We start from the raw sequence: 19,425 nt of genomic DNA on the forward strand, positions 1-19,425 counted from the left end.
CCAGTTCTCCGCGGAGGTTACTTGGGGCCGTTCTGCTTGAAATCACCGTAGTAGGCGGCCCGCGAGTAGCGATAGCCGCCGTATTTGGAGCGGAAGCCGAAACGCTCGGGCATCAGCTTCAGGCCGTTGAACAGCACCCCATCGACCGGCGCGCCAGCCTGGATCAGGCGCTTGGCGGTCTCGCGGATCTCGCCCACGGTGTTCATGCCGGAGCGCACCACCACCATGACCGCGGCCGCGTGGGTGCCGACCACCGCCGCGTCGGGCGAGGACAGCACCGGCGCGGTGTCCAGGATGACCATGTCGTACTGGCTGGCCAGTTCACGCAGGGTCTGGCCGAAGATCGGCGAGGCCAGCAGTTCCGACGGATCGAAACTGACCGCGCCGGTGGCGATGAAGTCCACGCCCTCGGAAACGCTGTGCTTGCGCACCCGCTCCAGCGGCAGCGTGCCAGACAGCACCTCGAACAGGCCGTCTTCCTTGGGCACGCCGAAATAGCGGTTCAACTGGCCCTTGCGGAAATCGGCGTCGATCAGCAGCACCCGCTTGCCGACCCCGCCCTGGATGAAGGCGAAGTTGGCCGACAGGAACGATTTGCCGACGCCGGCCACCGGCCCGGTGAACATGACCATGTTGTTGGTGGACTGCTGCAGCGAGGCCTGCAACACATTGCGGAACGACCGCAGGCTCTCGATCGGCGGCGCGGTGCTCTGGCTCTGCGCCAGCAGCGCCGGCACCGTCGCGTTCTTGCGCCGGCTGCGGCGCCACAGCTTGTCCTGCAGGTCGCTGTGCGGAATCGCGGCCAGCACCGGCAGGCCGGTGTAGCGCTCGACGTCGTCGGGCTCGGACAGGCCGCCGAACAGCGCATTGCGCACGAACGCGCACAGCAGGCCGAAGATGAGGCCGATGGCCGTGGCCACGGCGATGATGATGGCGGCCTTGGGGCGCACCGGCTTGTCCGGCTGCACCGCCGCATCGAGGATGCGCACGTTGCCGACCTTGCCCGCGCGGATCAGGCGCAGCTGCTGCGCGTTGTTGAGCAGCCCGGTGTACAGCTCGGTGTTGACGCGCACGTCGCGCACCAGCCGCACCACGTCCTGCTCCAGATCGGGCAATTGCTTGATGTTGTTGCCGATGCGGTTGACGTCGCCGGTCAGCGAGGCGATCTGCCGATCGATCGCGATGATGCTGGGATGGGTCGGCGCGAACCGCGTGATCATGTCCTGGCGCCGCGCGCGCAGCTCCATCACCTTGGTCTGGGCGTCGACCGACTGCGCCAGGATCAGCTTGGCCTCTTCGCTCAGGTCGATGGTGCCGCGCTTGTTGCGCAGCGAGTTGTACTTGGTCTCGGCCGCGTCCAGCTCGCGCTTGAGCTGCGGCAACTGCTCGTCCAGGAACGCCAGCGACTTCTCGGCCTGCGCCGACTTGCGGTTGACGTTCTGCTGCACGTATTCCTGGCCGATCTGGTTCAGCACCGCGGTGGTCAGCGCCGGATCGTTGCCTTCCAGCGTCACGCCGATCACGCCCGAGGTGCGGCCACGCTCGAAGATTCCCAGGCGCGACTGCACGTCCTCGATCGCCGCCAGGCGCGAGGTGCGCGACACGGTGAACTCAGTGCCGGGCCGGCCGCTGAGCGCATCGATGTGCACGTCCAGCGCGCCGCCGCCAGGCAGCAGGAAATGTTCGGGCTTGCCAACCGTGCCCTTGAACGTGGCGCCGGTGATCTTGTCGCTCAGGGTATAGGCGCCCTCACCCAGGGTGGTGATGCGAAAGGGCTTGCCCAGCCATTCGTTGGGCACGTCCAGCTGCGATACCTGGATGGTTTCGCCGCCCCAGGCATAGCCGCCGCGCGGCAGGCCCGATGGATACGGCAGGCTTTCGTAGCGCCGCGCCAGCCACTCGCCGACCACCGGGAAATAGCGCGGCTTGGCGTGGATGTACAGCATGAACTTGTCGACGGCGGGTCCCACCACCATGCGCGAACGCAGCACTTCCATTTCGCCCGAGGTCTCGGCCTTGGTGTCGAAGATGGCCGAGACGTCGCCCAGCAGGCTGCGGCTCTGGCCTTGCGGCATCTCCTCCTCCACCTGGACGATGATGTCGGCCGAATAGACCGAAGGCGTCACCATGACGTAGGTGACCGCGCCCAGCAGCGCGATAAGCGTGATGGCGATGATCAGCCAACGATTGGAGAAAATGGCGTCCACGTGCGAGGACAGCGGGGTTTCCTGCTGGCGAGCCGGGACGGAGGGCTCGAACGATTCGATAGGCAACGACATGCAGCTCTCCAAGAATAGGCGCCGCCGCGGTCGCGACGCCCCCAAAGGCGTGGGCCGGGACCCGCCGCGCGCGTCCAGCGGCGCGAGGCGGGTTCCGAGGGTCGATTACTTGATTGAATGCACGGTCTGCACCGTTTGCGCGCTCGGGAACAGGTTGCTGATGAAGCGGTTCCACCGCACCAGCGCCGCCGTGTCCACGAAGACGACGTCCTTGGGTTGCAACTCGAACTTCTCCGCCACCGCGTATGCCTGCGGCGAAGCCGCGTTCAGATGGAACACCAGCGGCGTCGCCTGCTCGGTACTGCGCACCACAAAAACCTGTGACGAGTCCGCGGTCAGCTGGTTGGGGCCTCCCGCCTCGCCCAGCGCTTCGTTCAACGTCAGCCTTCCATCCCGCATCGTTATCGCGGCGGGCGTGGTCACTTCGCCCGTCACGAAAATCTTGCTTTCGTCGCGCGGCGTCACCCGGACGATGTCGCCCGACTTCAGCATCACCTGGTTCAGGTCCTGGCCACGCTCGATCAAGGCGGGCAGGTTGACGCGCGTCTTCCTGCCGTCACGGATCACATAGACACTGCTGCGATCGCCGGTGGGCAGGATGCCGCCCGCGCGATTGATCGCTTCCAGCAGGGTCATGGGGATGTCGTTGATCGCGACGGTGCCCGGCGTTTTCACCTCGCCCTCGACGTAGACTCGCTTGCTGCGGTAACCCAGCACCCGCACCGTGATCTGCGGATCCTGGATGTACTTGCCTGAACTATTCACTATGAGATTGCGCGCCTGCAGTTCCGTCAACCCCGCCACTTTCAGCAATCCCGTATAGGGAAATTGGATGTATCCAGAGGATGAGACCGTATAGCCCGGAATGCCCGAGGCGGTATCCCCGAAGGCTAGTTCGGTCACCCCGGTGCCGATGGCGTAGGTTTGCGTCGGAAGTACGAGTTCGGGGTGGTCCCAGACCACGATCGAAAGGATGTCCCCGGGGCCGATGCGATAGGGCTCGGTCTTGTCGACCAGGCGCGAGACGCCATCATTGTCCAGCAGCGCCTGGCGGGCGCGGTGATCGGCAAGCACCAGCGAAGGCGTGATTTCCTTGATCTCGGCCACGGAATTCGGATCCAGCGGATCGACGAGATGCTTGGAATTGAAGGTCATGCCGGGAGAAAGGGCGCAAGCGCCCAGCGAGGACACGAGCGCGATGGCAGCGATGGCTCGGCTCAACGTTCCGAAAAATGTCGTCATGGCGGATCCACAGTGAATGACTTCGTTGCTTGGAAAGGAGCCCGATGCGTAACGGGTTGCGACATTCCACTCTCTTTTCACGCCCCCGCACATTCGACGGATGCCCTAAGCCTTCTCCTACATCGTTTGGAGGTTTCGGGTACGCCGGGCACTCAATAAGATTTCGACGGTAGCCACATGCTTTGCGGCGGTGCACCGCTGTTTTCCCCGCGGCCGCAGGGCGACTCCCCGAACAAAGGAGTACGCGATGGACCCGTCCCTTACGGACACGTCGGCGAGATCGAGCCGATCCAGCTATCTGTACCGCCTGCTGGATGCGGCGATCGTCATCATCTGCGGCCTGGCCGTGACCGAGCTGAAGTTCTCGGACGAGGCGATGATCGATCCGCCGCAGATCCACCTGTTCCTGATCTATCTCTGCGGGCTGGGCGTCATCGCCCTGTTCCCGGCGTTCAGCCTGTACGTGTCATGGCGCGGCCGCCGGCTGATGGACCTGGTCGTGCGCAGCCTGGCGGCATGGGCGCTGGTGTTCGCGCTTGGCATCCTGGTCAGTTTCCTCATGCACCAGAGCGCGTCGGTATCGCGCCTGTGGGCCGCGACCTGGTTCGGCTGCGCCGCCCTGGCGCTGGCCGGCGTGCGCCTGGCGGCCTACGCGGTGCTGGGCGCGGCGCGCGACCGCGGCCTGGACCGCAAGCGCGTGCTGCTGGTCGGCTTCGGCGCGCTGGGCCACGATCTGTGGCGCCGCGTGGAACGCTATCGCGAGGCCGGCTACGAAGTCGCCGGCATCTATGCCGAGCCCCACGAAAACCTGCCGCCGCAAGTGCGCCGGCTGCACGAGCTGGATGCCCTGCACGGCTTCGTGCGCGAACACAATGTGCGCGAGGTCTGGATCGTGCTGCCGATGGAGGCCGGCCAGGAATTGCGCGAAGTGCTCTATCACCTGCGCAACGACCTGGTGGACATCCGCTGGATTCCCGACGTGATGTCGATCCAGCTGCTGGGCCATCGCATCGGGGAATTCCTCGGCCTGCCCGCGATCCAGCTCAACAGCCTGCCCGCCGCCGGCGTGCGCGGCCTGGCCAAGGAAGCGTTCGACCGCGCCTTCGCGCTGTGCGCGCTGGTGGGCCTGTCGCCGCTGATGCTGACCATCGCCTGCCTGGTCAAGCTGACCTCGCGCGGCCCGGTGCTGTTCACCCAGCCGCGCCTGGGCGTGGACGGCAAGGTCTTCCATGTCTACAAGTTCCGCACCATGACCGTGCACCAGGAGCACGGCGTGGTCACGCAGGCCACCCGCGACGATGCGCGCGTCACCCGCATCGGCGGCTTCCTGCGCCGCACCAGCCTGGACGAGTTGCCGCAATTCCTGAACGTGCTGCGCGGCGACATGTCGGTGGTCGGGCCGCGCCCGCACGCGCTGGAGCACAACGAACTGTACAAGGACCTGGTGCAGCGCTACATGATGCGCCACCGGGTCAAGCCCGGCATCACCGGCTGGGCCCAGGTCAATGGCCTGCGCGGCCAGACCGATACGCTGCGCAAGATGAGCGACCGCGTCGAGCATGACATCTACTACATCCAGCACTGGACGTTCCGGATGGACCTGATGATCATCGCCCGCACGGCGGTATCCGGATGGACGGGGCGAAATGTCTACTGAACCGCTGGGCTGGCCCCCTTTCGCCCCGCCACGCGCCCGCTGCGCGCCCGCGCCGGCGACCCAGCCGCCCGGCCTGCTGGCCGAGAGCGATTTCCGCCGCGCGGTGGAGATGCTGCCGCTGGTGTCCATCGACTTGCTGCTGCGCGATGCCGAAGGCCGCTACCTGACCGGCTTGCGCAGCAATCCGCCGGCGCAGGGTTCGTGGTTCGTGCCGGGCGGCCGCATCCGCAAGAACGAGACGCTGCCGCGCGCGCTGCAACGCATCGTCCGCGAGGAACTGGGCCTGACGCTGCCGCCGCAGGCCTGGCGCCCCCGGGGCGTGTACGAACACTTCTATGGCACCAATTTTGCCGGCGAGGCCGGCCGCTCCACCCATTACATCGTCCTCGCCTATGAGGCGGAACTCACGCTGGACACCGCCAGCCTGCCGCTGGGCCAGCACCGCCGCTACCGCTGGCAGCCCGCGGCGGCCATCGCCGCCGATCCGGGCGCGCACCCCTACACCCAGGCCTACTTCAAGGAGTCAGCGCCATGACCAACCCCCATCCTCCGTACCGGGCCGTCATTCTCTGCGGCGGGTCCGGCTCGCGCTTGTGGCCGCTGTCACGCGAGCTGCTGCCCAAGCAGTTCATCCGTTTGACCGATGACCGCAGCCTGCTGCAGAACACCCTGCTGCGGCTGGGATCCGCCGGCGCCCAGGCGCGCCCCATGCTGGTCTGCAACGACGCCCACCGCTACATCGCCGCCGAGCAAGCCCTGGAGCTGGACATCCACGACGCCGAGATCGTGCTGGAGCCTCATGCGCGCAATACCGCGCCCGCCATCGCCGCGGCCACGCTGCGGGCGATGCGCGACGGCGAGGATCCGGTCATGCTCATCATGCCTTCCGACCATGTGCTGGAGGACGGCCCGGTCCTGGCGGCGGCCTTCGCCGAGGCCTACCAGGCCGCGCGCCAGGGCGCGCTGGTGACCTTCGGCATCACCCCGACCGCGCCACTGAGCGGCTACGGCTACATCCAGGCGGCCGAACCCGGCGCCATGACGCCCGCCCGCAAGGTGCGCCGGTTCGTCGAAAAGCCCTCGCCCGAAGTGGCGCAGCGCTTCATCGAGGACGGCAGCTACTACTGGAACAGCGGCATGTTCGCCTTCCAGGCCTCGGTCTTCCTGGCCGAACTGGAACGGCTGGCGCCGCGCATCCTCGAACAGGTCCGGGCGGCGGTGGCCGCGGGCCATGGCGAAAACGCGCTGTTCCAACTGGACGGCCCGGCCTTCGAGGCCTGCCCGAGCGACTCGATGGACTACGCCATCATGGAACGCACCGACAGCGCGGTGGTGATTCCGCTGGCCGCGCCGTGGAGCGACGTCGGCGCCTGGGACGCGGTCTGGGGCATCGCCCGCAAGACCGCCGAGGGCAATTCCACCACCGGCGACGTGATGGTCGAGGACTCGCGCAACTGCCTCATCCATTCGACCAGCCGGCTGGTGGCCTCGGTGGGGCTGGACGACATCGTGGTGATCGAAACGGCCGACGCCGTGCTGGTCGCCCACAAGACGCGCTCGCAGGACGTCAAGCGGCTGGTGGAGGCCTTCAAGGTGCAGCACCGCAGCGAACTGAACCACCACCGCGAGGTGCAGCGCCCGTGGGGCTCGTACGACTCGGTCGGCCAGGGCCCGCGCTACCAGGTCAAGCGCATCACGGTGAAGCCGGGCGCGCGCCTGTCGTCGCAGATGCACCACCACCGCGCCGAGCACTGGGTGGTGGTGTCGGGCACGGCGCGCATCTACAACGGCGACAAGCAGTACCTCCTGACCGAAAACCAGTCGACCTACATCCCGCTGGGCGAGGTCCACAGCCTGGAGAACCCCGGCAAGATCCCGCTGGAGATCATCGAGGTGCAATCCGGCGCCTATCTGGGCGAGGACGACATCGTCCGCTTCCAGGACATGTACGGCCGTGTCTGAGCCCCGGCGCGCGGCCTCATCCTTCTGGCGGCCGGGCCTGGCGCGGATCTGCCTGCCGCTGGCGGCGCTGTTCTTCGCCACGCTGGTGACGGTGGGCAACCTGCCGGGCCTGGCCGCCGAGATGTCCGACGCCTTCGGCGACAAGCGCCTGCACCTGGCGGCCTACGCCTTCCTGACGGTGCTGGTCTACCTCTCGGTGCAGCGGCGGCCGGGCCTGACGGCGCTGCTGGCCGTATCCGCCCTGGGCGCGCTGGATGAAGGAATCCAATCCTTTTTTGCCTATCGACAGGCCGAACTCTTAGACCTTTTGGCCGATATCTCTGCGGCGGGTGCGACAGTAATCTCGTTGAACATCGGTTCCGCAGCCTTCGGCTCCTTTCGTGCAGTGACTAAGTCTTAAGGATAAAACCATGCCAAAACGGGCACTGATTACCGGCGTCACCGGCCAGGACGGCGCTTACCTGGCCGAGTTCCTGCTGGCCAAGGGCTATGAAGTCCACGGCATCAAGCGGCGCGCGTCGCTGTTCAACACCGCGCGCATCGACCACCTGTACCAGGATCCGCATGACCAGCCGCGCAACTTCGTGCTGCACCACGGCGACATGACGGACTCGTGCAGCCTCATCCGCATCGTGCAATCGGTCCAGCCCGACGAGATCTACAACCTGGCGGCGCAGAGCCACGTCGGGGTGTCGTTCGAAGAGCCGGAGTACACCGCCAACGCCGACGGCCTGGGCACCCTGCGCCTGCTGGAAGCCATCCGCATCCTCAAGCTGGAGGACAAGGCGCGCTTCTACCAGGCCTCGACCTCGGAGCTGTACGGCCTGGTGCAGGAAACCCCGCAGAAGGAAACCACGCCGTTCTATCCGCGCAGCCCCTACGCCGCCGCCAAGCTGTACGCCTACTGGATCAGCGTGAACTACCGCGAGGCCTACGGCATGTATGCCTGCAACGGCATCCTGTTCAACCACGAATCCCCCAAACGCGGCGAAACCTTCGTGACGCGCAAGATCACCCGCGGCCTGGCGCGCATCGTGCTCGGCCTGCAGGAATGCCTGTACCTGGGCAACCTGTCGGCGCTACGCGACTGGGGCCATGCGCGCGACTACGTCGAAATGCAGTGGCTGATGCTGCAGCAGGACACGCCGGAGGACTACGTCATCGCCACCGGCATGCAATACAGCGTGCGTGAATTCATCAATACGGCGGCGCGCGAGCTGGGCATCCTGCTGGCGTGGGAGGGCGAAGGCCTGGAGGAAACCGCCACGGTGCTGTTCAGCCCGGTGCACGACATCAAGCCGGGCCAGGTCATCGTGCGGGTCGACCCGCGCTACTTCCGCCCCACCGAGGTCGAGACCCTGCTGGGCGATCCGACCAAGGCGCGCGAAAAGCTCGGCTGGTCGCCGCGCACCAGTTTCGCCCAGCTGGTCAAGGAAATGGTGGAAAGCGACCTGAAGGACGCCCGGCGCGATGCGCTGGTGGAACAGAACGGCTACGAAATCTACGCCTACAAGGAGTAGTCCGCCATGAGCAACCTGGACCAACGCGTGTTCGTGGCGGGCCATCGCGGCATGGTGGGCGCCGCCCTGGTGCGCGAGCTGCAGGAGCGCGGCTACCGCGACATCATCACGCGCAGCCATAGCGAACTGGACCTGGAAAACCAGAACCAGGTGCACCGCTTCTTCTCGACCACGCCGGTCGACGTGGTGTACCTGGCCGCCGCCAAGGTCGGCGGCATCCTGGCCAACCAGAACCATCCGGTGGATTTCCTGTACCGCAACCTGATGATCCAGTGCAACGTGATCCGCGCCGCCTACGCGGCCGGCGTGCGCAAGCTGCTGTTCCTGGGTTCGTCCTGCATCTATCCGCGCGAGGCGCCGCAGCCGATCCGCGAGGACGCGCTGCTGACTGGGCCGCTGGAAGCCACCAACGAGCCCTACGCCATCGCCAAGATCGCCGGATTGAAGCTGTGCGAAGCCTACCAGCGCCAGTACGGCGCGCGCTTCATCTGCGCCATGCCGACCAATCTGTACGGGCCGCACGACAACTACGACCTGCACAGCAGCCATGTGCTGCCGGCCCTGATCCGCAAGTTCCATGAAGGCCGCGAGGCCGGCCAGGACAGCGTCACCCTGTGGGGCAGCGGCAAGCCGCTGCGCGAGTTCCTGTACGTGGACGACCTGGCGCGGGCCTGCGTGATGCTGATGGAAACGCCCGCCGCCGAGGGCATCTACAACATCGGCGCCGGCGAGGACCTGTCGATCGCCGAGCTGGCCCGGGTCGTGGCGCAGGTAGTGGGCTACCAGGGCCGCGTGGACTACGACGCGAGCAAGCCCGACGGCACGCCGCGCAAGCTGATGGATTCGTCACGGGTGCGCGAGCTGGGCTGGAAACCGGAGATATCGCTGATCCATGGCGTGACGCTGGCCTACGGCCACTTCCTGCGCGAGCAGGCGCGCCAACCGCTGCCCGTGGCCTGACGGCCTGTGCGAGGCTCCTTTCAGTGTGAACAGGCCCTAACCACGCCTATCGAGAACAGGCATTCCGATGTACCGACTCATCAGGAAGCACGTCGCCGGCAATGCCTCGTTCTGGGGGCTGGTGGAATACGGCATCGGCCCGGTCGCGGCGCTGGTGGCGCTGCCCATCCTGTTCCGCCAGCTGGGCACGGTGGGTTTCGGCCAGTACTCGATGATCATCGCGCTGGCCGGCTTCGGCAATGCCGCCAACCTGGGCGCCGCCGTCACCGCCACCAAGCTGGTGTCCGAACGCATGCACGAGCCGGGCGGCGCCTACCGCGCGGCCGGCGTGGCCATGTCGCTGATCGGCTGCGCGCTCGGCGTGGTAACGCTGGCGGCGGCATTGCTGTGGCTGGCGGTGCGCTGGGGCTGGCCCTCCGCCACCTTCGGCGGCGTGGCGGTGACGCTGCTGGCGATGCCGGCGCTGGCGGTCTACCTGACCCAGCAGTACGACCAGTTGATGTCCGGCTGCCTGAAGGGCCGCGAGGATTTCCGCGCCACCGCGCTGTGCGAAGTCTTCAGCCGCAGCGGCACCATGGGACTGGCCTGCGTCGCCGCCTGGCTCACCGCCTCGCCCACCTGGACCGGCCTGGCCCAGGCCGCCGGCCTGCTGCTGGCCGGGTCGGTCAAGATGCGGGTGTTCGCGCGCCGCTATGGCCACGTGCTGGTGCGGCCGGTGCGCGACCGCGGCGCGATGCTGGACGCCTTCCGCTTCTCGCGCTGGTCCTGGCTCAACAGCCTGAGCGCGCTGGCCTTCGGCTCGGTCGACCGGGTGCTGGTGGGCAGCCTGATGGGACCCGCCGCGCTGGCCATCTACACCGTCGGCGTGCAGGTCGGCCAGATGATCCACACGGCGTCCGTGGCGATTTTCCAGAAAGCCATGCCGCGCGTCAGCCGCCTGTCCGCCGCGCCGCCGCATCCGGGCGCGGCCGAAGAGGAAATCCGCCGCCTGATGCTGTGGAACCTGGCGCTGTCGGCCGGCGCCACGGTCGCGGTGCTGGCGGTCAGCCGGCCCCTGCTGGACCTGCTGCTGGGCCACGCCCTGGCCGACGGACACCTGGGCACCTTCCGGCTGCTGATCGCGGCCTCGGGGCTGCTGTCACTGAACGCCGCGGCCCATTTTTCGCTGCTCGGGCTGGGGAACTCCCGCGCCGTGGCGATTCTCAACGGCCTGGGCGGCCTGGCCATGCTGTGCATCATGGCCGCCCTGGTGCAGGCGGCGGGCGAGCATGCCGCGGCCTGGGGCCGCATGGCCTACGCGGCGATCACGCTGGCCGGCGTGGCGCTCGCCATCCGTCAATCCCGGCCAGACTACCCCGGCGCCCTGCCTGCGGCCACCCGGTAGCCACCATGTTGAGGTCTTATATGCGCAAGCGTCACACCGAATACTCGCGCCAGCTCATCGATTTCGTGCGCGAGTTGCGCCCGCCCGCCCCCATTGCCGCTGGCCTGCTGCCCAAGCTGACCATCGTGACCCCCTCGTACAACCAGGCCCGCTTCCTGGAGCGGACCATCATCTCGGTGCTGAACCAGGGCTATCCGCGGCTGGAGTACATCATCATCGACGGCGGCTCGACCGATGGCAGCGTCGACATCATCCGCAAGTACGAACGCCACCTGACCTATTGGGAAAGCATGCCGGACCGCGGCCAATCGCATGCCATCAACAAGGGCTTCGAGCGCGCCACCGGCGACTACGTCGGCTGGCAGAACTCCGACGACCTGTACTATCCCGGCGCGCTGCGCAAGCTGGGCGCGGCGGCGGCCCGCGGCCGGGCGCCGATCGTCAGCGGCAACCTGTTCGTGGCCGATGCCGACAACCGCATTTTCCGCAAGATCCACTACACCCCGGTCAACCGCGGCACGCTGACCGTGGTCAAGGCCTCGATCCCGAACCAGTCGGCCATCTTCCGCCGCGACCTGCTGCGCAAGCACGGCCTGCTGCAGGAGAGCATGCGCTACTGCATGGACCTGGAATTGTGGAGCCGGCTGCTGCGCGAAGGCAGGAACCTGATCGTGCCCGACGCCATGGGCGTCTACACCGCCCACGACGAGACCAAGACCGCGCTGATGCAGGACGTGCTGCTGGAGGAACGCGAACAGATCGTCGACCGCATCCGCCGCACCGAGCCGGGCATGGGCAAGCTGTACGGCCTGTCGTGCCGCGCCTCGCAGGTGGCGGCGCATGCGCGCCAGGGCGACCTGTCCTACCTGGTGGAGAAACTGGCGATCAAGCTGTTCGGGCGCGACGACTGGGCCGCGCACTAGGGCCCGTTGGCACTGAAAGGAGCCTCGCCCAAGCCCGCGACATCCCCGACCCAGCCCCTTCCCCGCCATGGAGCCGTCATGCATCCGCACCGCCGCCTTTCCACGCTGCACCTGCTGGGCCTGTTCGCGTTCACCGCGCTGGCGCTGAACGACGACCATTTCATCCTGGGCGTGGGCAGTTTCAAGCTGTCGCCCTTCGACCTGCTGTTCGTGGCCATCCTGGTGGTCAAGGCGCTGCGGCTGGCGGACCCCGCCGCCTATGCCCTGCCGCGCGGCGCGCTCGGCATGCTGCTGGGCCTGCAGGTGCTGTCGGTGATCTACCTGGTGCTGGTGTCGCTGCACCATCCGGGCATCGAGACCGGCGACGTCGCGCGCGACCTGCGCATCGTGTTCTATTTCCTGTGCACGCCGTTCCTTTGCTACAAGGACATCGACGGGCCCGCCGCCTACGCCGTGTTGCAGAAGTACATCGTGGCGGCCTGCCTGGCGGTCGCCACCCTGATGCTGCTGGAACAGTTGCAGGGCTTCAGCGTCGCCAACCCGTTGCGCAACGTCCGGCTGGGGGTATGGGCGATTCCGTTCGGCGTGGTGTCGCTGCTGTACTTCCGCAAGACCCTCAACGTGTCCGGGCCCAAGGCCTATGCGCTCACCGTCTACATGCTGCTGGCGCTGGTGTTCTCGCTGAACCGCAGCCAATACCTGCAGCTGATGGTGGCGGTGCTGATGGCGGTGATGCTGGCCTCGGGTTCCGAGGTGCGCCGCCGGGTGGTGCTGATCTTCGCCCCGGCGGCGGTCGCCGGCATCCTGGTGTTCGCCAGCATCGGCTACCTGGACGTACTGACCAACCGCGTCTTCAGCGTCGAGCGCCTGGACGAGGACTCCAGCTACGGCGCCCGCATCCAGGAAATGCAGGGCCAGATGGATTCCTTCGCCGAGAGCCCGGTGTTCGGCAAGGGCGCCGGCTTTCGCAGCTGGGTGATGGGCGAGAACGGCTTCGAACTCAGCACGTTCGCGCACAACTCCTGGGCCTTCTACCTGATGAAGTTCGGCATCGTCGGCACCGTGATGATCATGCTGCCGCCGCTGCTGATCCTGCTGCTTTCGCTGTTCCGGCGCTACGCGCACCCGGGGCTGGAGCTGCATCGCCGCTACCTGCTGGCCACCGCGCCGATCTATATCTTCGTCGACTCGCTCTCCGGCGGCCTGGCCTACGCGCCCAAGACCGCCTTTACCGGCTTTCTGCTGTGCTACTGCCTGTCGTTGATACGCAATGCCCGGGCGCTGCCCGTGCCCCGGCCCGCGGCCGCGGCCTCCAGCCAACGCCCGGTCGCCGCGCGCCGGGCTCCACCGCGAGTAATGCCCCATGCCTGATGTCCTGTTTGTCGCGCCCGACCTGCACGGCGGCGTCGGAAGATGCGTCGCCTTCATCGCCGACGCCTTGCCCGAACGCGGCGTCGACGCCTCGCTGTTCCTGCTGCGCTCGCGCAACCGCGAATATCCGGTCGCCAACCCGCGCGTGACGCGGGCGCTGCCCGTGGTGGAGTCGCCCGCCTCGCTGCGGCTGATGCTGCCGCTGGCGTTTGCGCGGCTGCTGGCGCAGATCCGCCGCGAGCGGCCGGCCATCGTCTGCTCGCACGGCCTGCTGTGCAACATGCTGGTGGTGCTGGCCAGGAAGATCCTGCGCGGCAACTTCGCCACCGTCGCCTTCGAGCACAGCAGCCCGGCGATCCACTATGGCGCCTCGCGCATGCGGCGCCTGAAGTGCTTTCTGGTGAGCCAGACCTATCGCCGCCATGACGCCGTCGTCGGCGTTTCGCGCGGGGTCAAGGAAGACCTGGTCAGCATGTTCCCGCCGCTGCGCGGCAAGGTGCGCACCATCTACAACGGCGTGCCGCTGGACGACGTGCGCGAGCAGGGCGCGGCGCGGCCGGCTCCGGCATCCGACGCGGCGCCGTATCACGTCGTCGCGGTCGGTCGGCTGGAGGCGGTCAAGGACTACGCCACCCTGATCGACGCGGCCGCGTTGCTGGACGATCCCGGCATCCGCTTCACCATCCTGGGCGAAGGCTCGGAACATGCCGCCCTGCAACGGCGTATCGACGCGCGCCCCTCGCGCAGCCCGGTGACCCTGGCCGGCCACATCGACAATCCGTTTCCGGTGATCGCCGGCGCCGGCGCCTTCGCCCTGACCTCGGTGCGCGAAAGTTTCGGCAATGTGCTGGTGGAGGCCCTGTGCCTGGGCATTCCGGTCATTTCCACAGATTGTCCGCACGGGCCGGCCGAGATCCTCGATGCCGGCCGCTACGGGCTGCTGGTGCCGGTGGGCGACGCGGCGGCCCTGGCCGCGGCGGTGCGCCGCCTGGCTTACGACGGCGACATGCGCGCCAGGCTGGCGGCCGACGGCCCCGGCCGCGCCGACGCCTTTTCACTAGAACGGCATTGCCGCGACGTCATCGAGCTATTCCAGCCGTTGATGCAGCGCGGCGCGTCCTGAACAGGAAAGCATCATGTCCAAGATACCGGTATCCGTGGTCGTCATGACCAAGAACGAAGAACGCAACATCGTCAAGTGCCTGAAAGCGCTGGCCGACTTCGACGAAGTCTTCGTGGTCGACTCCGACAGCACCGACGCCACCTGCGCCCTGGCCACCGCGCTGGGCGCCAGGATCAGCCATTTCCAGTGGAACGGCAAATACCCCAAGAAAAAGCAATGGTGCCTGGAACAGCTGCCGTTCACGCATCCGGTGGTGCTGTACGTGGACGCCGACGAAGAGATGACGCCCGAACTGGCCGCGGAGATCCGCGCCACACTGCCGCGCTTTGCGGCCGGCGCCGGCGGCGCCTTCGTGCCGTTCGACTACGTCTTCTGCGGCCGCAAGCTGCGCCACGGCCATCGCGTCTACAAGCTGGCGCTGCTGGCGCGCGAGCGCTCGCGCTTCCTGGACTACGACGACCTGGACGTGGCCCACATGTGGGAGGTCGAGGGCCACTACCAGCCCCAGGTGCAGGGCGAGACCTTCGCGCTGCGGGCGCGCATGGTGCACAACGACCATGATTCGCTCTACCACTACTTCGACAAGCACAACCGCTACTCTGACTGGGAAGCCAATCTGCGGACAAAGGGCCTGATGAACGATCCGCGCGAGGCCAACGTGGGCGCGCGGGCGCTGCTCAAGCGCCTGTTCCAGGCCATGCCGTTCAAGGCGCCGGTGTCGTTCCTGCATTCCTACCTGCTGCGCCTGGGCTTTCTCGATGGCCGCGCCGGTTTCGACTACGCCGTGGCGCGCGCCATGTACTACTGGCAGATCCGCATCAAGACCGAGGAAATCCAGCAGGCGCGGCGCGCCGCCGCCGCAGACTCGCAAGGCGATGCCCTGCCCGGAGCCGCCAAATGAGCGCGCTGCAGCGGCTCGACCGTTTTTCCCTGGCGCCCGGCCAGCGCGGCCGGTCCGCGCTCACGGTGCAACTGTGGTGGCTGGTGCAGGGCACGCTGTTCCGCTGGTCGCCGCAGGTCGCCTATGGCTTCCGGCGCTGGCTGCTGCGCTGCTTCGGCGCGCAGATCGGCCGCAAGGTGCTGATACGGCCCAGCGCCACCGTGACCTATCCCTGGAAAGTGGACATCGGCGACTACGCCTGGATCGGCGACGACGCGGTGCTCTACAGCCTGGGCCCCATCCACGTCGGCGCGCACGCGGTGGTCTCGCAACGCAGCTACCTGTGCGCGGCCGACCACGACGCGGCGCAACCGGATTTTCCGCTGCGCGAGCGCGCCGTGCGCATCGAGGACGGCGCCTGGGTCGCGACCGACGTGTTCGTCGGCCCGGGCGTCACGGTGGGCCGCGAGGCGGTGGTGGGCGCGCGCAGCTCGGTATTCCGCAGCCTGCCGCCCGCCATGGTGTGCCTGGGCAACCCCTGCCGCCCCGTCAAACCGCGCGTGGCGCCGCCGGCATGAAGATCCTCCTGTACGGCATCAACTACGCGCCGGAGCTGACCGGCATCGGCAAATACAGCGCCGAACTGGCCGAGTGGCTGGCGGCCCGCGGCCATGACGTCAGCGTGGTCACGGCGCCACCCTACTATCCGCAATGGCGCGTGCATGACGGCTACCGCGCGGGCCGCTACCGCAAGGAAACCCGCGCCGGCGTCACGGTCAGGCGCGCGCCCCTGTGGGTGCCGGCCCGGCCCGGCGGCGCCAAACGCCTGCTGCACCTGGCCAGCTTCGCCCTTTCCAGCCTGCCGTCGCTGTTGCGCGCGGCCGCCGGCCGGCCCGACCTGATCCTGGTGGTCGAGCCGGCCCTGTTCTGCGCGCCGGCCGCCTGGCTCGCCGCGCGCCTGTGCGGGGCGCGCGCCTGGCTGCACATCCAGGACTACGAGGTCGACGCCGCCTTCGACCTGGGGCTGCTCAAGGGCGCCTGGCTGCGCGCCGCCGTGCGGCGCGCGGAACGTTGGCTGATGCGGCGCTTCGATCGCGTGTCGACCATTTCGGGGCGCATGCTCGACCTTGCCTTGTACAAGGGCGTCGAACCGGACAAGGCGGTGCTGCTGCCCAACTGGATCGATGTCCACGCCATCGCGCCGGACCGCGCCGGCGACCTGCGCGCCGAACTCGGCATCCCGGCCGATGCGGTGGTGGCGCTGTATTCCGGCAACATGGGTGGCAAGCAGGGCCTGGAGACCTTGGCGCAGGTGGCCCGCCTGCTGGAAGGCGACGAACGCCTCTGGTTCGTCTTCTGCGGCCAGGGCCCGGCGCGGGCGCCGCTGCAGGCGCAGTGCCAGGGACTGGCGCGGGTGCGCTTCCTGGACCTGCAACCCGCCGAGCGCCTGGCGGCGCTGCTGAACACCGCCGACATCCATCTGCTGCCGCAACGCGCCGGCGCGGCGGACCTGGTGATGCCGTCCAAGCTCACCGGCATGCTGGCCAGCGGCCGTCCGGTGGTATGCGGCGCGGCGCGCGGCACCGAGCTGGCGGGGGTGGTGGCGCACTGCGGCCTGGTGACGCCGCCGGAGGACGCCGTGGCCATGGCCGAGGCGGTGCGCAAGCTGGCCGGCAATGCCCAGGTCCGCGAAACGCTGGGCGCCGCGGCCCGCCGCCATGCGCTCGATCACCTGCACGTGGACGCGGTGCTGGTGGCCGCCGAACGCGAATTCGCCGCGGTCATCGGCCCCCGCGCGGCGCCCGCGCCGCAAGCGGCCGATGGCGCGCGCCGCGACGCCGGCCGCTGAAGCCGCGGCCCGCTACGGCGTGTCGTCGCGCTTGCCCGCCGCCGCGTCGTTGCCGCGCACCAGGCCCATCTGTACCGCGATGTAGGCCGCCTCGGCCTGGTTGCGCGCATTCAGTTTCCAGTACAGCGTGCGCGCGTGGCTCTTCACGGTGGCCACGGAAATCCCCACCTGCTGGCCAATTTCGCGCATGGTCTTGCCCTGCACCAGCAATTGCAGGATCTCTTCCTGCCGCTGGGTCAGCTCGCGCAGTTCCTGCAGCGGCGCATGCGCGGTCGCCAGCGGGCGCGCGGTGGGTTGCGGATAGCACTCGCCTCCCGCCAGCACCAGGCTGACCGCGGCGGCCAGCGCGTCGGGGCTGGAAGCCTTGGGCAGATAGCCGGCCACTCCCGCGCGGGCGCAGGCCGCCATCACGCTCTGGTCCAGCACCGAGTACAGGGCCAGCACCAGGCGCGGCATGAATAGCGCCATGGCCTGCGACAGCAGGCCGATGTCGGGTTCGGCCACGCCGCTGCAGCCGATTACCAGCAATTCCACCGGCCGGTTGATCGAACCGGGCATGTTCACAAGATGGGCTGGCGAGATCGCCAGAATGTCCTCGGCGTTCCGTACCCGCTCCAGCACATGCTGGATGGCGACACGAAGCAGAGCGTAGTCTTCGATTAGAACGGTTGTCATCCCGGGGGGAACCTTGTGACGCAGGGCCCAGACACGGTTCCCATGGCCGGGCTGCGCACGGCTGCGACGCTGGTTCCAGCGCGTCGCCAGGCTCACGGGAATCTCGTCCGCCGCGCGGCATCGTCAGGGCGGGCATTGTGATTCGCCATTTCGATCCATGCTTGCGGACACGACCCATGCTATCAGCGGCTACGTTCGCTGAATCTCGTTCAGGAGGATGATTGGAGGAGGAATGCTGCGGCACGGCGACCGCCGATGCTGCAGGATCTACGCCCTAGGCGGGATGGCGGGGCCGGCCCGCCAGGCCCCTATCCCAGCTTGCGCCCGTAAAGCTGGCCCGCGTCGACTTCGCGGCCGTTGGGCTCGTGCCATTCCAGCGTGGCGCCGCGTTGCAGGGCCGCGTACACGGCTTCGCCCTTGTTCTTGACGTGCAGGCGCTGGTACAGCGTGCAGGCATGCGTCTTGGCCGTTGCGACCGAGATATTGAGCATGCGGCTGACCGTCTTGATCGGATAGCCCCGTGCCAGCAGCACCAGCACTTCGTACTGGCGCGGCGTGATCTGCAGCAGCTGAGCGCCGGCGCTGACCGGCATGGTGCCCTTGGCGCCCTCGTCGACATCGCGCGCCGGCAAGGCGCACGCCGCCTGCGAAGGCGACTGCAAGGCCTGTTCGCTTGGAAAGCACTGGCCGCCCGCCATGACCAGGCGGATCGCCGCTTCCAGGATTTCCACCGATGCCGTTTTCATCAGGCAGCCGTAGACGCTGGCGCCGGGCAAGCCCTGCACCGGCATCGGCAACGGCATGACATCGGTCAACAGCAGAATGCGCTTCGGGCTGAGTTCGCGCTGGATTTCATGCAAGGTGCTCCAGGCTTCCTCGCTGTCCACGGGCAGGCCGTAGATCAACAGATCGGCGCCCGCATGCGCGCCGTTGGCCTTGGAAACATCGGCCAACCCCATCCCCTCGATTTCCCACACATCGTCCAACTTGCTCAGAATCTGCCATAACCCCAGCCGCAAGAGCGGATGGGCTTCAATCAGGACCATCTTGGCCATGGTGTCCTCCCGGTTGTTCAACAGGCCTAGAAGGGATCTTCGCTGTGCTGAAGACTATTTTTTTCCAGCCCTCGCGGGGGTGGTCCGCAATATCCCGGAATATCTAATGACGCTGCACCGGGCCATTTGGGCTGGGAGACTTTCGTAGCCAACATAACGGATGGCATGAACCCATCTTATGGTTCGAAATTGGCAAAATCAAGACGCTTGCAGGCGATATAATCCGACAAAAACAGAAATCATTCGTTAGCCTTAATCACCCTCGTAAATCAGGATGAGGAACCGCCATCATCCTTTCATCCGCTAGGGTTTTTACCGAGATTCCCGGGCAGGCCACGGCGCCCCGCCCTCTGTGCCGCGTGGGCAAAGGCCCCGCCGGGACGCCGCGCTCAGGCCGGCGCGCGGCGCCGGCAGGCGCCATCGCCGCGGACCACGGGAACGGCGGGAAGAGGTGGAATTCGCCGGCAGGCTTGTCGATATGTTTCCGCTGACACATTAAGCCCGGACATCGCCATCGCAATCGAAATATAGGTAACACTTTTATT

Annotated in this window: 17 protein-coding genes; 13 read left to right on the forward strand and 4 right to left on the reverse strand. The window is 67.4% G+C overall.

What is annotated here, in order from left to right; translation table 11 throughout:
• Positions 1–17 precede the first annotated feature (17 nt).
• Complete coding sequence (locus DK459_RS27610; protein WP_020928826.1) at positions 18–2,279, reverse strand: GNVR domain-containing protein; 2,262 nt, start codon at positions 2,277–2,279, stop codon at positions 18–20.
• Between the two features lie 105 nt (positions 2,280–2,384).
• Entirely contained in the window at positions 2,385–3,521 is a 1,137-nt protein-coding gene (locus tag DK459_RS27615; RefSeq protein WP_006387746.1) for a polysaccharide biosynthesis/export family protein, read from the reverse strand.
• A gap of 247 nt (positions 3,522–3,768) precedes the next feature.
• Here DK459_RS27615 and DK459_RS27620 point away from each other — a divergent pair, with 247 nt between their 5' ends.
• The 13 genes from DK459_RS27620 to DK459_RS27680 all read left to right on the forward strand — a co-directional run bounded on the left by DK459_RS27620 (position 3,769) and on the right by DK459_RS27680 (position 17,150).
• The gene (locus tag DK459_RS27620; protein ID WP_020928827.1) at positions 3,769–5,178 is read left to right on the forward strand and encodes an undecaprenyl-phosphate glucose phosphotransferase; all 1,410 of its coding nucleotides are present in this window, start codon (positions 3,769–3,771) and stop codon (positions 5,176–5,178) included.
• A gap of 73 nt (positions 5,179–5,251) precedes the next feature.
• Entirely contained in the window at positions 5,252–5,713 is a 462-nt protein-coding gene (locus DK459_RS27625) for a GDP-mannose mannosyl hydrolase (protein WP_197541492.1), read from the forward strand.
• Positions 5,710–7,140: a mannose-1-phosphate guanylyltransferase/mannose-6-phosphate isomerase gene (locus DK459_RS27630; RefSeq protein ID WP_110135196.1), complete on the forward strand. Its 1,431-nt coding sequence runs from the start codon at positions 5,710–5,712 to the stop codon at positions 7,138–7,140. Before DK459_RS27625 ends, DK459_RS27630 begins: the two co-directional genes overlap by 4 nt.
• On the forward strand, positions 7,133–7,540 hold the full coding sequence (locus DK459_RS27635; protein ID WP_006387742.1) for a VanZ family protein: 408 nt from the start codon (positions 7,133–7,135) through the stop codon (positions 7,538–7,540). The genes DK459_RS27630 and DK459_RS27635 overlap by 8 nt, the downstream gene beginning before the upstream one ends.
• A 10-nt stretch (positions 7,541–7,550) precedes the next feature.
• Positions 7,551–8,660, forward strand: a complete 1,110-nt coding sequence (gene gmd / locus DK459_RS27640; RefSeq protein WP_006387741.1) for a GDP-mannose 4,6-dehydratase — start codon at positions 7,551–7,553, stop codon at positions 8,658–8,660.
• A gap of 6 nt (positions 8,661–8,666) precedes the next feature.
• Positions 8,667–9,620 (forward strand): GDP-L-fucose synthase, encoded by a 954-nt coding sequence (locus tag DK459_RS27645; protein WP_110135197.1) that lies wholly within the window; start codon positions 8,667–8,669, stop codon positions 9,618–9,620.
• Positions 9,621–9,687: 67 nt separating this feature from the next.
• Positions 9,688–11,004: a lipopolysaccharide biosynthesis protein gene (locus tag DK459_RS27650; protein WP_110135198.1), complete on the forward strand. Its 1,317-nt coding sequence runs from the start codon at positions 9,688–9,690 to the stop codon at positions 11,002–11,004.
• A 20-nt stretch (positions 11,005–11,024) separates the two neighbouring features.
• Positions 11,025–11,927: a glycosyltransferase family 2 protein gene (locus tag DK459_RS27655; protein ID WP_006387738.1), complete on the forward strand. Its 903-nt coding sequence runs from the start codon at positions 11,025–11,027 to the stop codon at positions 11,925–11,927.
• Between the two features lie 78 nt (positions 11,928–12,005).
• Positions 12,006–13,298: an O-antigen ligase family protein gene (locus tag DK459_RS27660; protein ID WP_020928831.1), complete on the forward strand. Its 1,293-nt coding sequence runs from the start codon at positions 12,006–12,008 to the stop codon at positions 13,296–13,298.
• A complete protein-coding gene (locus DK459_RS27665; protein WP_006387736.1) occupies positions 13,291–14,421 on the forward strand; it encodes a glycosyltransferase in 1,131 nt (376 codons plus the stop codon). Before DK459_RS27660 ends, DK459_RS27665 begins: the two co-directional genes overlap by 8 nt.
• Positions 14,422–14,434: 13 nt before the next feature.
• Positions 14,435–15,322, forward strand: coding sequence for a glycosyltransferase family 2 protein (locus DK459_RS27670; protein WP_006387735.1), 888 nt, complete (start codon positions 14,435–14,437; stop codon positions 15,320–15,322).
• Positions 15,319–15,879, forward strand: a complete 561-nt coding sequence (locus DK459_RS27675) for a putative colanic acid biosynthesis acetyltransferase (RefSeq protein WP_006387734.1) — start codon at positions 15,319–15,321, stop codon at positions 15,877–15,879. Before DK459_RS27670 ends, DK459_RS27675 begins: the two co-directional genes overlap by 4 nt.
• A complete protein-coding gene (locus tag DK459_RS27680) occupies positions 15,876–17,150 on the forward strand; it encodes a glycosyltransferase WbuB (RefSeq protein WP_024069821.1) in 1,275 nt (424 codons plus the stop codon). The genes DK459_RS27675 and DK459_RS27680 overlap by 4 nt, the downstream gene beginning before the upstream one ends.
• A 12-nt stretch (positions 17,151–17,162) precedes the next feature.
• Here DK459_RS27680 and DK459_RS27685 read toward each other — a convergent pair whose 3' ends face one another.
• Both DK459_RS27685 and DK459_RS27690 read right to left on the reverse strand, forming a co-directional pair.
• Positions 17,163–17,825: a response regulator transcription factor gene (locus DK459_RS27685; RefSeq protein ID WP_020928834.1), complete on the reverse strand. Its 663-nt coding sequence runs from the start codon at positions 17,823–17,825 to the stop codon at positions 17,163–17,165.
• Positions 17,826–18,133: 308 nt separating this feature from the next.
• Entirely contained in the window at positions 18,134–18,880 is a 747-nt protein-coding gene (locus tag DK459_RS27690; RefSeq protein WP_026384896.1) for a response regulator transcription factor, read from the reverse strand.
• Between the last annotated feature and the right edge of the window lie 545 nt (positions 18,881–19,425).

Origin of the sequence: Achromobacter sp. RW408 (genome assembly GCF_003184165.1) — a bacterium.
GTDB lineage: Bacteria > Pseudomonadota > Gammaproteobacteria > Burkholderiales > Burkholderiaceae_B > Achromobacter > Achromobacter xylosoxidans.